Genomic DNA, 13,851 nt, shown 5'->3' with positions numbered 1-13,851 from the left:
CATGAGCAACGCCCTCACCTCCACCGATGCGCCCATCCCGCCCGCCGCCGGCCGGCTCGGCGCCCCGCTCGCCCAGATGCGGGGCCTGCTCGCGCAGCCCGCGGTCCGACGGGCGATGCCGCTCCTCTTCCTGATCGGCCTGGTCGCCGCCGGCTTCCTGGCCTGGTCGCTGGTCTCGACGCCGCCGCAGCGGATCCTGTTCGCCAATGTGAGCGATGCCGACAAGGCGGCGATCACTTCGGCGCTGCAGGGCGCGAGCATCCGCTCGAGCATCGACGGCTCGGGCTCGATCACCGTCGCCGAGGATGATTTCCACAAGGCGCGGATGCTGCTCGCCAGCCAGAACCTGCCCAAGGCGGCGCCGGGCGGCTACCAGATCCTCGACCAGCTGCCGATGGGCGTGTCCCGCGCCGTCGAGGGCGAGCGCCTGCGCCAGGCGCGCGAGACCGAGCTGGCCCGCTCGATCGAGGAGATCGATTCGGTCGCCGAGGCGCGCGTCCATCTCGCCACGCCCGAGGCCAGCGTCTTCGTCCGCGACAAGGCGGTGCCCACCGCCTCGGTGATCGTCAAGCTCCAGCCCGGCCGTGCGCTGGGCGATGCGCAGACCCGTGCGATCGTCAATCTCGTCGCCTCGTCGGTGCCCGGCATGACGCCGGAAAGCGTCACCATCGTCGACCAGATGGGCGCCCTGCTCTCCAAGAAGGGCAACGAGGCCAATTCTGCCGGCGACGCCCGCATCGACTATCAGCGCCGCATCGAGGACAAATATCGCGAGCAGCTCGTCCAGCTGCTGACGCCGCTGGTCGGCGCCGGCAACTTCACTGCCGAAGTGCAGGCCGATGTCGACCTGGACGAGAACCAGGCGACGCGCGAGAGCTATGACAAGGAAGGCGCGGTGCTCGCGGCCGAGCAGGGCGCCTGGACCGGCAGCAAGGACGGCAACGCGCCCGGCGGCATTCCCGGCGCGCTCTCCAACACCCCGCCGCCCGCCAGCACCGTCGCCGCGCCCAATGCGCAGCCGACGCCCGGCGCGGCGCCCGCTGCCGGCACCGCTGCCGCCGCCGGCGCGAGCCAGGCCACGCCGCAGAAGCAGAGCGACAGCTTCTCCCGCGCCTATCAGACCGGCAAGCAGGTTTCCGTGACGCGCCAGGCGCCGGGCGGCATCAAGCGCCTGTCGGTCGCGGTGCTGCTGCGCGAGGAGCCGGGCAAGCCGCGCTCGACGGTGGAGATCCAGCAGATCACCCAGCTGGTCCAGGCCGCGATGGGCTATAATCCGGGCCGTGCCGACCAGGTGACGGTGATCAGCCGCAAATTCACCACCGCCGCCGATGCGGCCGACAAGGGCCCGGCCTGGTACGAGGCAAATTGGGTGCCGCTCGCCGCGCGCAACGCGACGGCGCTGGTCATCGCGCTGCTCGTCCTGTTCCTGGGCGTCCGTCCGCTCACCAAGGCGCTGCTCAAGAAGCGCGAGGAGCCGGCCGCGGGCAATCGCCCGGCGCTGTCGATGGGCGGTGCCGCCGGCGAGGAAGGCGGCCGCGGCGCGCCGCCCGTCTCGATCGACATGCTCGAAGGCGCCCATAACAGCTATGACGAGCGGGTTGGCCTGGTCCGCGGCTTCACCCGCGACAATCCCGCGCGCGCCGCCCTGGCGGTCCGCGACATGATCAAGGCGGACGCGCAATGAACGCCATCCGCAGCTTCAACGGTGTCGAGCGCGCCGCGGTCCTGATGATGCTGGTGGGCGAGGAGGAAGCCGCGGCGATCCTCCAGAAGCTCGATCCGGAGGAAGTGCGCCAGCTCGGCAAGGCGATGTTCAACGTGGCGGACGTCAGCGAAGCCGAGGTCGAGATCGTCCTGGACGATTTCGTCTTCAAGGCGCGCGAGCGCACCGGCGTCACGTTCGATCCGGCGCCGAAGATCGAAAGCATCATGACCAGGGCGCTGGGCCCCGAGCGCGCCTCGGGCGTCCTTGCCCGGGTGATGCCGGCCAGCCAGGTCGCCGCGATCGAATGGCTCGACTGGTTCGAGCCCGAGGAGATCGCCGGGATGATCGAGGCGGAGCATCCGCAGATCGCGGCGGTGCTGCTCGCCAATCTCGACCCCGATATCGCCGCCAAGGTGTTCGAGCACCTGCCCGAAGCGGCGCAGCCGCAGATCCTGCGCCGCATCGCCAAGCTGGGGCCGATCCCGCCCGAGGCGATCGAGACGCTGAAGACGATGCTCCAGGGCCGCGCCGGCATGGGCGGGCGCAAGTCCGGCGGCGGGCTCCAGCTCGGCGGCACGCGCGAGGCGGCGAAGATACTCTCCGGCGCGCGCAAGATCACCGAGCAGCGCGTCATGCCCAAGCTGGCCAAGATCGATCGCGAGGTTGCCCGCGCGATCGAGGAAGCGATGTTCGTCTTCGACAACCTGCTCGAACTCGACGACAAGAACCTGTCGACGCTCATTCGCAACATCGACACCACGATCCTGGTCAAGTCGCTCAAGGGCGTCGAGGAAGAGGTTCGCGGCCGGTTCCTCGGCTGCATGTCGAGCCGCGCGGCCGACGGCATCCGCGACGAGATCGAATCGCTGGGGCCAATGAAGATGGCCGATGTGCTCGATGCCCAGAAGGCGATGATCGCGATCGCGCGCGGCCTGGTGAAGGACGGCACGATCCAGATGCCGTCGAAGGGCGGGGACGACGACTATGTCTGATTTCTCGCCGGGCTTTGCCGGACGGATCAGTGCGGCCGGGCATGTGCTGGCCCGCGCCTTTGGCGACGGTGCCGGCTTCGCGCCGTCGGATGTCGACCGGATCGGCCGCCGCGTGTTCGAGGAAGTGCCGGCCCAGCCGCGCCACTTCGCGCCGGCCAATCCGGAAGCCAATCCCACCGAGGGCTGGGATCCGTTCACTGCCGATGCCCAGCATCCCGCCGAGCATGGCGCGTTCATCGATCCGATCGCGGCCGCGCACGAGGCGGGCTTCGCCGAGGGACATGCGGCGGCGCTCGTCGAGGCCGAGGCCGCCAAGGCGCGCGAGACCGCGCTGCTCGACCAGATCTCGGCCGCGCTCGCCAGCGGCGCCCATTTCGATCGCGAGCGCATGGCCGGGCAATTGCGGCAGACCGTGCTCCACCTCGTCACCAGGCTGGTCGGCGAAGTCGGCGTCGCGCCGGACGTGCTCGCCCAGCGGATCCATGCCGCGGTCGACATGCTGGCCGACAGCGCTGAATCCGCGCTGCTGCGCCTCCATCCCGACGACGTCCCCTTCGTCCAGGGCAAGCTGCCGGCCACGGTCTTCCCCGTCGGCGATCCGCATGTCCAGCGCGGCGGCTTCGTGATCGAGAGCGCCTCGACCATCGTCGAGGACGGCCCCGACCTGTGGCTCGAGCAGCTCGCCCAGGCGATCGACCGCGTGCCGATCCCGCCCGCATGCTGAACCTCTTCACCGAAGACTATCTGGAAGGCCTTGGCCGCAGCGACTTCGTCGCCCGGCCGCGGATCTCCGGCCGGCTCGCTTCCTATGACGGGCTGCTGATGGAGGCCGTGGGGCTGCAATTGCCGGTCGGCACGGTCTGCGCGATCGGCGACGGCGCCAGCCGGGTCGAGGCCGAAGTGATCGGCTTCCGTTCGGGCAAGACGCTGCTGATGAATCTCGGCGGCCCCGCCGCGCTGCTGCCCAACGCCCCCGTCCGCCCGATCGGCGCGCCGGGCGGGGCCGAAGTGGGTGCCGCGATGCTGGGCCGGGTGGTCGACGGTTCGGGCAAGCCGATCGACGGCCTCGGCCCGATCCGGGGTGCGGGGAAATGGCCGCTCGCCGGCAAGCTCCAGTCGCCGCTCGATCGCGGCCGGGTGCTCGAGCCGCTCGATGTCGGCGTGCGCGCGATCAACGGGCTGCTCACGATCGGCCAGGGCCAGCGCGTCGGCATCATGGCCGGTTCGGGCGTCGGCAAGTCGGTGCTGCTCGGCATGATGGTCCGCGCGGCCCAGGCGGACGTGATCGTCATCGGCCTGATCGGCGAGCGCAGCCGCGAAGTCGCCGATTTCCTCGAGACCAAGGTGGCGGGCGAGGCGCGGGCGCGCTCGGTCGTCGTCGCCGTCCCGGCCAATCATTCCCCGGTGCTCCGCATCCGCGGCGCGCTGCGCGCCACCGCCATTGCCGAGGCGTTCCGCGCCGAGGGCAAGAAGGTGCTGCTGATCATGGATTCGCTCACCCGCGTCGCCCATGCCGGGCGCGAGATCGGCCTGGCGCTGGGCGAGCCGGCTTCGGCCCGCGGCTATCCGCCCTCGGCGATCGCCATGCTGCCCAGCCTGATCGAGCGCGCCGGCACCGATGTGCACAGCGGCGGCTCGATCACCGCGATCTACACCGTGCTCGCCGATGGCGACGACGGCAATGATCCGGTGGTGGACAGCGCCCGCTCGATCCTCGACGGCCATATCGTGCTGAGCCGCGCGCTCGCCGAGCGCGGCGTCTATCCGGCGATCGACCTGGGCCCCTCGGTCAGCCGCGTGATGACCGACATCGCGCCCAAGGATCATGTGGCGGCCGCGCGCGTGCTGCGCCGGCACCTCGCCACCTATGAGGAGAATCGCGACCTGGTGCTGATGGGTGCCTATCGCGCCGGTGCCGATCCGGAGATCGACGCGGCGATCGCCTGCCATCCGGCGGTGATGGAATATATCCGCCAGGGCGCCGATGAGATCGTGACCCTGCCCGATGCGGTGGCCGAGCTGGTCGGCGTGTTCGGCCATGGCTGATCTGACGACGGCGGGGATCCGGCATGCCTAGGTCGGCGAAGAAGCTCGGCCGCCTGCTTCGCGTCCGCACGCTCCAGCTCGACCTGGTCCGTGCCGACGAAGTGCGGGCGCTCGCCAAGGTCGACCAGGAAGCCCGGCTGCGCGATCGCATCGCCAACCTGGCGGCGAACGTGGCGCCGGCGCCCAGCGTTTCCGAATCGGCTTCGAGCCTGGCCGCCGCCGCGCATTTCCGCGAACGGCTCCACCAGTCCGCCTTCGCCGCCGAGAAGCGCGTCGAAGTGGCCGAGCAGAGCCTGGAGATGGCGCGCGCCGCCACGCGCGAGGCACGCCGCGACCAGAATGCGATCGAGAAGCTGATCACGCGCGCCGAAGCCGATGCCGCGCTCAAGGCGCTGCGCGAGCTCGAGCAGCTGCCGCCCCTCGGCAGAAACCGGCACGATATTTGCTGAGTACCTCGTGAACCTAGTGTCACGGGGACCTGAACTTGATCCAGCTCGCTACCGCGCTTCCCGCCATCACCGTGGGGCCCGTCAAGCCGAACGCCGCGATTTCCGCGGATGCGGGCGGCTTCGCGCTGGCGCTGGATGCGTTGATGCCGGAGATCGCGGCACCCGCCATCGGTGTTCGGGGGAAACCGGGCGAAGCGGCGATCCCGCTGCCGATGGGGCAGGAATCTGCCGAAGGCGGCAAGGAATTGCCGGATGCCGTGCCCGGCCTGGATGGCGATGCCGGGGAGCGTGCCGGTTCGGACGCCGAGCAGGAAGACGCGTCGACTGCCGAGGATGCGCCGCCCCCGCCCTTTGCCTGGTTCGCGACCACGCCGGCGCCGGCCCCTGCTCCCGAGCCAGGCCGCGAAGCCGATGCTCCCTTGCCGATGGTGGCGGGAGATGCCGGCGGCAAGGCCCCGGCGCCTCGCGAGATCGCGCTCCCCGAGGCTGGCGTGGCGCCGGACGGCAAGGCGAAAACCGATCGCGCCGATGCCCGTGTCGCCGCCAAGCCGGCCGCACCGGTCGCTCCGGATGCCAGGTCGCAGCCCGAGGCGGCGGCGCAAGCTCCGGTGCAGCGTCGGCCCGGTGCCGAGATAACCCCGCCCATCGCGCCCGCCCCGTCGCGCCCGGTGCCGGCGCCCGGGGCCGCACGCGGTAATCCGCCCATCGATCCGGCCACGGCCGACATCGCCGCTGCCGCCGTCGCGCAGGCAGAGCCGGCAAAAGCTGCCGATGCGCCGGGATCCGTGTCGCCGCAGCCCGTGCTCGCCACGGCACCGCGCGAACTCCGCCGCGCCGCTGCCGAGGCACCGGTGGTGCGCATCACGCTCGACCGGCCGGCACCGCCGCAGAAAGTGTCGATCGCCGATGTGACTCAGGGGCGGCGCGAAGCGCCTGCCGCTCCGCCACAGGGCGCCACGCTGCAGCCGGGCGCCGCGCTCGAACCGGCCCGCCCCGGCGCTTCGGCCAGGACGCCGGCGGATTCGCAGCCCGATCTCTCGACGCTCGCCGCGCCGGCCACCGGCACCCAGACCGCGGCGGCGGTTTCCGCCGCCGGCGCGAACCAGGATACCGCGCTCGACATGCGCCACCAGCAATGGACGGCGAAGATGATGGACCGGATCGAGACGCTGCGCGATGCCGCGCCGGCCCGCGAGACCCGGCTCAGCCTGATGCCCGAGGCGCTGGGCAAGGTCGATATCGCGATTCGCCAGGACGATGCCGGCATCCACGTCCAGTTCCACACCGAGAGCCAGGCCGCGCGCCAGCTGATCGCCGACGCCCAGCCCAGGCTGGCGGAGATCGCGGAGCAGCGCGGCATCCGCCTCGGCTCGACCAGCGTCGAATCGAACGCGACCGGCATGGGCGCCGGCGCCGGCAATCCGCAGACGGGGCAGGGCCAGCGCCACGACGCCGCTCCCAACCGCCACCAGCCTCTGGCGGCACCTGCCGCGCGCCGCGAGGCACAGGCTTCCACCCATGACGACGAACGGGTCGCCTGAGACCCCCGGAGATAGATGATGTCCGACGCCAAGACCGAAAGCGCCGATGCGCCGAAGAAGAAGAAAAAGAACCTGCTGCTGCTTGTCGGCCTGCCGGTGCTGCTGCTCGGCGGGGGCGGCGGGGCGGCCTTTTACGGCATGCAGGCCGGCTGGTTCAGCGCGACTGCGCATGCCGAGCAGAATGACGAGCCCCGGCTGGTGCCCAAGAGTGAGGAGAAGCGCGCCTCGGCGAAGGAAGGGGGCGAGGGCGGCCATGGCGGCGAAGGCGGCGAGGCCCCCGGCCATGGCGGCAAGCCCACGCCCAAGGGCGAGGGCGGCGACAAATATGCGTCGAGCTATTATCCGATGGAGAAGGAATTCACGTCCAACCTCCAGGACAGCGTCCATTTCGTCCAGGTCGGCATCGCGGTGTCGACTCCCTATGACGAGCGCGTGCTCGAGAACATCAAGACGCACGAGATCGCGATTCGCTCGGCCGTGCTGATGGCGCTCGGCGAGACGACCGAGGACGAAGTGTTCACCGCCGAGGGAAAGCGCCACATCCAGGACCGCCTGGCCAAGGCGATCAACGGCGTCCTGAAGGAAAAGGAAGGCTTTGGCGGGGTTAGTAACGTCTACTTTACCAATTTCATTGTTCAGTGAACGGGCATGGTTAACAGCCCTTCATCAGACGGCACGGCCGAACGGCGGGAACGCCCCCGAGCCAGCGCGGAGCACGCGCCGGCGCTGGGGACGGCCAACCTGAATCCGTTCGGCGACCTCGTCACGCTGCAGCATCTGAGCGCGCGGCTGGCCAAGTCGCTCAAGGGTGCCTTTGAGGGGCTGCTGCGCAAGGATCTGCGCGTCTGGGCCGAGCCGCTCTCGGTCCAGCGTTTCGCCGACTACAAGGCGGAGCGCGGGGCCACGCTTTCGGCCTGGCAGCCGCTGGCGATGGGCAATGCCCGCGCCCGCGCGCAGTTCGTGCTCGAGGCGGGGCTGGTCTTCGAGATGCTGGATGCCTTTTTCGGCGGAGACGGCGAAGCGCCGCATCCGCTGCCCGGCGAGTTCACGCCGTCCGCCGAGGCCCTGGTCGGCCGGCTTGCCCAGTCGGCCACGCTGCTGCTTGACCGGGCCTGGGAGCCGCTCTCGCGCATCGCCTTCCGCGCCGAAGCCGCGCCCAATCTCGCCGCCGCGCCCGATTTCGGCGCGGACGATCCGGTCGTCGTCACGCGCTTCGGCCTGGCCGAGGGCGAGGGCCGGCCGCATTTCGTCGACATCCTCTATCCCGTCGCCGCGCTGAAGCCGCACGGCGCCGCGCTGATGGTCAAGGTCCATGGCAACAAGGACGAGGTGGAGCCCGAATGGCGCTCGGGCCTCACCCGTGCGGTGATGGCGGTCACGCTGCCCGTCCGCTCGGTGCTCGCCGAACCGACCATGCCGCTCGGCCGCCTGCTCGAGCTCAAGGAAGGCGATGTCATCCCGATCGATTTCGGTCCCGAGGTTCCGGTGATGGTGGCGAAGCGCCGCCTGGGCACCGGCCTTGTCGGCACCGCCAACGGCCGCGCGGCCGTCCGCCTCACTTCGCTCGAACCGATCAACGCAGAGGACTTCCAATGAACGACATGACGGCCGCATTCCAGGTCGACACTGCCGTCGCCGCCAATTTCCGGCTGCTGCAGGACGTCGACGTCAAGCTGACCGTCGAGATCGGCTCGACCCGGCTGACGCTGCGCGAGCTGCTCGCGCTGGGCGAGAGCAGCGTGATCGAGCTCGATCGCGAGGCCAACGAGCTGCTCGACGTGTTCGTCAACGGCACGCTGATCGGGCGCGGCGAAGTGGTCACGGTCGGCGAGAAGTTCGGCGTGCGGATGACCGAGCTGGTCAGCCCGGACAAGCGCGCGGGCCGCTGATCCCATGACCTGGTACATCCTCAAGCTGATCGTGCTGCTGCCGCTCGTCTGCGGCCTGCTGGTCGGCTGCCTCTATGCCTGGCGCAAGCTCGAATCGCGGCTGCCCAGGAACCAGCAGACCCGCATGGTGCAGCTCAAGGAGACGATGCTGCTCTCCCCCGGCCTGCGCCTCGCCGTCATCGAGTTCGAGGGGCAGAAGCTGCTCGTCTCGGTGAGCCGCAGCGGCGTCACCCTGGTGGACAAGCAGCAATGACGCGGGCGCTGATCCCGGCGCCGCGCACGGTCGGCGGGCGGGCGGCCCTGTTCATCGGGCTGCTCGCCTTCCTGGTGCTCTTCGCCTTCCCGGCCTTCGCGCAGGGCGCGGCGCCGGTCGCGCCCGCCCCGGTCGCCACGCCGGGCGTGGGCGACGCGGTCGACCGCGCGCTCGGCGATCTGGGCGGCGGCAACGCGCCGCTCAGCCTGTCGCTCCAGGTCCTCATCATCATGGGCCTGCTCACGGTGCTGCCGGGCATCCTGCTGATGATGACCAGCTTCACCCGGATCATCATCGTGCTGGCGCTGCTGCGCCAGGCGCTCGGCCTCCAGCAGACGCCGCCCAACCAGGTGCTGATCGGCCTGGCGATGTTCCTTAGCTTCTTCGTGATGGCGCCGACGCTCACCACCATGAACGCCAACGCGATCCAGCCCTATTCGGCCGGCAAGATCGGCGCGAGCGAGATGATCGCCAAGTCGGGCGAGGCGCTGCACGGCTTCATGATCAAGCAGACCCGCACCAAGGACGTCACCCTGTTCGCCGGGCTCGCGAAGAGCGGCCCCTATGCCAAGCCGCAGGACGTGCCCTTCTCGGTGCTGCTGCCCGCCTTCGTGACGAGCGAACTCAAGACCGCCTTCCAGATCGGCTTCCTCATCTTCCTGCCCTTCATCGTCATCGATCTCGTCGTCGCCACCGTGCTGATGGCGCTGGGCATGATGATGATGTCGCCGACGATCATTTCGCTGCCCTTCAAGCTGCTGCTCTTCGTCCTGGTCGACGGATGGGCGCTGACGATGGGCTCGCTCGCCTCCAGCTTCGTGAGTTAGCCGCCATGGACGCCGATTATTTCCTCACCGTCGGCCGCGAGGCGATGTGGGTGCTGGCGCTTGCCGCCACGCCGATCCTGGTGCCGGCGCTGCTCGCGGGCCTGGTGCTCGGCATGGTCCAGGCGGCCACGTCGATCCAGGAGCAGACGCTCACCTTCGTGCCCAAGCTGATCGTGGTCGCCCTCAGCCTGATCATCTTCGGTTCGATGATCATGGGGCTGCTCGGCGATTTCACCACGAGCATCTTCGAGCGCATCCCGGACCTGGTGAAGTGAAACTCCCCTTCCGCTTGTGGGAGGGGGCGGGGGAGGGGCTGTTACTCTTCCGGCTTTCATTCATCCCCTCCCCTAGCCCCTCCCGCAAGCGGAAGGGGAACGGATGCTGATGGGCTTCGGCCTCTCGATCGAGCCGCAGCTCTGGGCGCTGCTGTTCGCCATGGTGCGGATCGGCGCGGCCTTCGTCGCCGCGCCGGTGTTCAGCGCGGTGGCGATCCCGCTGCCCGCGCGCATCGCGCTCACCGGCGCGATCGGCGTGCTCGTGATGAACGTCGCGCACATCGCGCCGCCCGCCGAGATCTTCTCGCTCGCCACCTTCCTCGCCATCGCGGCGGAAGCGCTGATCGGCCTTGCGATGGGCTTCGTGCTCCAGGTCGCCTTTGCCGCGCCGATGGTGGCGAGCGAAGTGATCTCGATGTCGATGGGCCTGGGCTTCGCCAATGCGGTGGACCCGGCTAGCGGCCATGCGACGCCGGCGATCGGCACCTTCCTGTCGCTGATGCTGACCCTGATCTTCCTCTCGCTCGACGGGCATCTCGTCCTCGTCGACCTGGTCGTGCGCAGCTATCAGGTGATGCCGCCCGGCGCCTGGATCGCGCCCGAGCGGCTGCTCGGCATCGCGATGTTCGGCGGCTACACCTTCCTGGCCGGGCTGCTGCTCTCGCTGCCGATCGGCTTCCTGCTGCTCTGCCTCAACCTGATCGTCGGCATGCTGAGCCGCGCGGCGCCCGCGCTCAACCTGTTCGCGGTGGGCTTGCCCGCCAGCCTGTTGTTCGGCGTGGTCGCGCTGCTGCTCGCGCTGCCCGCCATGGGGGATTATCTCGTCGTCATCATCCGCGAGGCGCTCGCGATGATGCCGCAGCTGGTGCTCGGCTGATGTCCGAGTCCGGCGGCGAAAAGACGGAAGCCCCGACACCCAAGCGCAAGCGCAAGGCCGCGGACGAAGGCCAGATCCTCAGTTCGAAGGATTTCGGCACCGCGCTGATCGTGCTGCTCGGCTGCGCCTGGATGGCGATGCTGGGGCCGGCGCTCATCCGCGCCTGCAAGGAAGTGATGGTCGGCAGCTTCAGCTTCGGGCGCGCCGATATCGAGGATTTCGAGCCCTGGCGCCCGCTGGCCGAGGCGGGCTGGAAGCTCGCACTGCCGATCGGCGGGCTGCTGCTCGTCGCGGTGGCGGGCGCGGTGCTCAGCCATGCCGGGCTCGCCGGGCTGCGCTGGAATTCCAAGCTGTTCGCGCCCAAGGCGTCGCGCATCAATCCGGGCTCGGGCCTCAAGCGCATCTTCGGCCCCACCGGCTGGATCGAGATGGGCAAGGCATTGCTCAAGGTGGTGCTGCTCGGCAGCATCGGCACCTGGCTGCTCTGGTCGCTCACGCGCCGCTCGCTCGGGCTGGTCGAGGCCGATCTGCACGGTGCGATCGGGGCGATGGGCGGCGAATTCCTGATGCTGCTCTTCGTCATGGCCGGCGGGCTGATGCTGATCGCCGGCATCGACCTGCCGATCCAGATCCTCCGGCACATGAACCGGCTGCGCATGACCAAGCAGGAAGTGAAGGACGAGCACAAGGAAAGCGAAGGTTCGCCCGAGGCCAAGGCGGCGCAGCGCCAGCGCCAGCGCCAGATCCTGAAGGGCGGCTTCCGCAAGGCGGTGGAGACCGCGCATGTGGTGATCACCAACCCGACCCACTTCGCCGTGGCGCTGCGCTACGAACAGGGCAGGGACCAGGTGCCGGTGGTGGTGGCCAAGGGGCGCGGCGCCACTGCGCTGGCGATCCGCGAGCTGGCCGGCGAGCTCGACGTGCCGGTCCTCGAATATCCGCAGCTCGCCCGCGCGGTCTATTATACCAGCCGCGAGAATCAGGAGATCCGCGACGATCTCTACATGGCGGTGGCGACGGTGCTCGCCTTCGTCTTCCAGGTCAGCCGCCGCGCCGGTGCGGTCCAGCCGGCGATCACGGTGCCCGAGACGGCACTTTTCGACGAGAACGGCCTGAAACAGGCGCGCACGCACTAAAGGCGCGGCCGCAATGGCCGTTTACCGGGAGAGCAGGGGGACGAGATGGCCGTCGAATCGATCGCAAAGACGCTGGGCACCGGATCGGGGATCGACATCACCGCGCTGGTCCAGTCGCTCGTCGACAACAGCTTCGCCAACAAGAACCAGGCGCTCACCAACAAGGGCACCGCGCTCACCACGCAGATTTCCACCGTGGGGACGATCAAGAGCAACATCACCGATTTCGCCTCGGCGCTCGCGTCGCTCACCAGCTCGGGTTCGCTCGCGACCCAGCCGACCAGCTCGAACACCGGCATCCTCGGCATCACGCGCCTGTCGGGCGCCGACCTCGCCGGGCTGAGCGCGACCATGGAGGTGCGCCAGCTCGCCCAGGGCCAGGTCTCCAGCTCGCCGTCCTTTGGCGGCGGCAGCGGCTCGGTGGTGGGGCCGGGCACGCTCACCCTCACTTTCGGCACTGCGACGGTGGCAGATGGCGCGATGACCGGCTTCACCGCCGGCACGGCCGCGCCGATCGACATCACCATCGATTCGCCCAACGCGACGCTTTCGGATGTCGCCGCCGCGATCAACGCGAAGAAGGCCGGCGTCACCGCGACGATCCTGAGCGATTCGAACGGCGCCCGGCTGGTGCTCAAGAGCGGGACCGGCTCGTCCCAGGCCTTCACGCTGAGCGGCACCGACGGCCTTGCCCAGCTCGCGGTCGGCCCCGGTGCCGGCGGATCGACGATCAACGCGGCCGCGCAGGATGCCCGGGTCGCGCTCGACGGCGTCGAGGCGAAGTATCCGACGAACAGCATCACCACGATGATTCCCGGCGCGCGGATCGACCTGGTCTCCGCCTCGGTCGGCACCAAGGTGATGATCGGCGCCAGTTCGCCGACCGCCGCGATCAGCCAGGCGGTGGCCAATTTCGTCGAGACCTACAACCAGGTGTTCAAGGCGGTGCAGGAGGCGACCGATCCGATCAACGGCCCGCTCAAGTCCGATCCGGCGGCGAAGCAGCTGCTCCAGCAGCTCAAGCGGCTGACGCTCGGCACGCTCGTTCCCGGCGCGGGCAAGAACGTGCCCTCCGCGCTCGCCGATATCGGCGTGAAGACCAATCGCGACGGCACGCTCAGCCTCGATACCGCGCGCCTGTCCAAGGTGCTGACCACCTATCCCAACGACGTCGAGAAGATGTTCACGGAGAATGCCGGCCTCACCAAGGCGCTTTCCGACGTCGCGGCGATCGCCACCAACTCCAAGACCGGCCTGGGCGCGAGCGCCGACAAATACGCCAAGGCGCAGGACGGTCTCGCGGACGAGAAGGCGAAGGTCGCGGCGGATACCCAGAAGATGCGCGACCGCATGACCCAGCAGTTCGCGGCGATGGATGCGAAGGTGGCGGCCTACAAGTCGACCCAGACCTTCCTCAAGCAGCAGATCGATTCCTGGAACGCGAAGAGCTGATGCGGTACGCCTCGGCGCTCGCCGCCAACCCTGCCGATACCTATCGCCAGATCGATATCGTCGGTCGCACTGCCGGCGGCGATCCGCATGCGCTGGTCGGCCTGCTCTACGAAGAAGGCATCGCGGCGCTGCGCACGGCGGCCTGGGCGGTGGAGCGCAGCAACTATTCGGTGCGGGGCGAGCGCGTGGCGCGGGCCACCGCGATCCTCTTCGCGCTGGAAGCGGGGCTGGACTTCGACCGTGGCGGCGAAGTCGCCCGGACGCTCGCCACTTTCTACCACGGCCTGTGCGGCGAGATATTGCAGGCCGCCACCGGCACCGATCCGGCGCCCTTCCGCGAGGCGGCGAACAGCCTGGACGAGATCGCCCGCGCCTGGAGCAGCCTGAAGGCGTCCTAGGCACCTGTCGC

Annotated in this window: 16 protein-coding genes; all 16 read left to right on the top strand. The window is 69.5% G+C overall.

What is annotated here, in order from left to right; translation table 11 throughout:
• The first annotated feature begins 1 nt into the window (after position 1).
• The 16 genes from fliF (at position 2) to fliS (ending at position 13,840) form a co-directional block, all read left to right on the top strand.
• Entirely contained in the window at positions 2 to 1,684 is a 1,683-nt protein-coding gene (gene fliF / locus CAP40_RS02050; protein WP_086127685.1) for a flagellar basal-body MS-ring/collar protein FliF, read from the top strand.
• On the top strand, positions 1,681 to 2,697 hold the full coding sequence (gene fliG, locus CAP40_RS02045) for a flagellar motor switch protein FliG (RefSeq protein ID WP_086127684.1): 1,017 nt from the start codon (positions 1,681 to 1,683) through the stop codon (positions 2,695 to 2,697). Before fliF ends, fliG begins: the two co-directional genes overlap by 4 nt.
• Positions 2,690 to 3,421, top strand: coding sequence for a FliH/SctL family protein (locus CAP40_RS02040; protein ID WP_086127683.1), 732 nt, complete (start codon positions 2,690 to 2,692; stop codon positions 3,419 to 3,421). Before fliG ends, CAP40_RS02040 begins: the two co-directional genes overlap by 8 nt.
• Positions 3,415 to 4,743, top strand: coding sequence for a FliI/YscN family ATPase (locus CAP40_RS02035; RefSeq protein ID WP_086127682.1), 1,329 nt, complete (start codon positions 3,415 to 3,417; stop codon positions 4,741 to 4,743). The genes CAP40_RS02040 and CAP40_RS02035 overlap by 7 nt, the downstream gene beginning before the upstream one ends.
• A 23-nt stretch (positions 4,744 to 4,766) precedes the next feature.
• On the top strand, positions 4,767 to 5,192 hold the full coding sequence (locus tag CAP40_RS02030) for a hypothetical protein (RefSeq protein WP_086127681.1): 426 nt from the start codon (positions 4,767 to 4,769) through the stop codon (positions 5,190 to 5,192).
• Between the two features lie 35 nt (positions 5,193 to 5,227).
• Positions 5,228 to 6,733 carry a flagellar hook-length control protein FliK gene (locus CAP40_RS02025; protein WP_086127680.1) on the top strand — a complete coding sequence of 502 codons (1,506 nt, stop codon included), beginning with the start codon at positions 5,228 to 5,230 and terminating at the stop codon, positions 6,731 to 6,733.
• Between the two features lie 18 nt (positions 6,734 to 6,751).
• A complete protein-coding gene (gene fliL, locus CAP40_RS02020) occupies positions 6,752 to 7,375 on the top strand; it encodes a flagellar basal body-associated protein FliL (RefSeq protein WP_086128402.1) in 624 nt (207 codons plus the stop codon).
• Positions 7,376 to 7,381: 6 nt separating this feature from the next.
• Positions 7,382 to 8,329 (top strand): flagellar motor switch protein FliM, encoded by a 948-nt coding sequence (locus CAP40_RS02015; RefSeq protein WP_086127679.1) that lies wholly within the window; start codon positions 7,382 to 7,384, stop codon positions 8,327 to 8,329.
• Positions 8,326 to 8,622, top strand: a complete 297-nt coding sequence (gene fliN / locus CAP40_RS02010) for a flagellar motor switch protein FliN (protein WP_086127678.1) — start codon at positions 8,326 to 8,328, stop codon at positions 8,620 to 8,622. Before CAP40_RS02015 ends, fliN begins: the two co-directional genes overlap by 4 nt.
• A gap of 4 nt (positions 8,623 to 8,626) precedes the next feature.
• Positions 8,627 to 8,875 carry a flagellar biosynthetic protein FliO gene (locus tag CAP40_RS02005; RefSeq protein WP_086127677.1) on the top strand — a complete coding sequence of 83 codons (249 nt, stop codon included), beginning with the start codon at positions 8,627 to 8,629 and terminating at the stop codon, positions 8,873 to 8,875.
• Entirely contained in the window at positions 8,872 to 9,702 is an 831-nt protein-coding gene (fliP, locus tag CAP40_RS02000) for a flagellar type III secretion system pore protein FliP (protein WP_086127676.1), read from the top strand. The genes CAP40_RS02005 and fliP overlap by 4 nt, the downstream gene beginning before the upstream one ends.
• Before the next feature lie 5 nt (positions 9,703 to 9,707).
• Positions 9,708 to 9,977: a flagellar biosynthesis protein FliQ gene (fliQ, locus tag CAP40_RS01995; RefSeq protein WP_086127675.1), complete on the top strand. Its 270-nt coding sequence runs from the start codon at positions 9,708 to 9,710 to the stop codon at positions 9,975 to 9,977.
• Between the two features lie 103 nt (positions 9,978 to 10,080).
• Positions 10,081 to 10,854: a flagellar biosynthetic protein FliR gene (gene fliR, locus CAP40_RS01990; protein ID WP_086127674.1), complete on the top strand. Its 774-nt coding sequence runs from the start codon at positions 10,081 to 10,083 to the stop codon at positions 10,852 to 10,854.
• Entirely contained in the window at positions 10,854 to 11,990 is a 1,137-nt protein-coding gene (locus CAP40_RS01985; protein WP_086127673.1) for a flagellar biosynthesis protein FlhB, read from the top strand. Before fliR ends, CAP40_RS01985 begins: the two co-directional genes overlap by 1 nt.
• A 45-nt stretch (positions 11,991 to 12,035) precedes the next feature.
• Positions 12,036 to 13,442 (top strand): flagellar filament capping protein FliD, encoded by a 1,407-nt coding sequence (gene fliD / locus CAP40_RS01980; RefSeq protein WP_086127672.1) that lies wholly within the window; start codon positions 12,036 to 12,038, stop codon positions 13,440 to 13,442.
• Positions 13,442 to 13,840 (top strand): flagellar export chaperone FliS, encoded by a 399-nt coding sequence (gene fliS, locus CAP40_RS01975; protein ID WP_086127671.1) that lies wholly within the window; start codon positions 13,442 to 13,444, stop codon positions 13,838 to 13,840. Before fliD ends, fliS begins: the two co-directional genes overlap by 1 nt.
• Positions 13,841 to 13,851 lie beyond the last annotated feature (11 nt).

The organism is Sphingomonas sp. IBVSS2 (genome assembly GCF_002127225.1).
Taxonomy (GTDB): Bacteria; Pseudomonadota; Alphaproteobacteria; order Sphingomonadales; family Sphingomonadaceae; genus Sphingomonas.
This window is presented reverse-complemented; position numbering and strand designations above follow the sequence as displayed.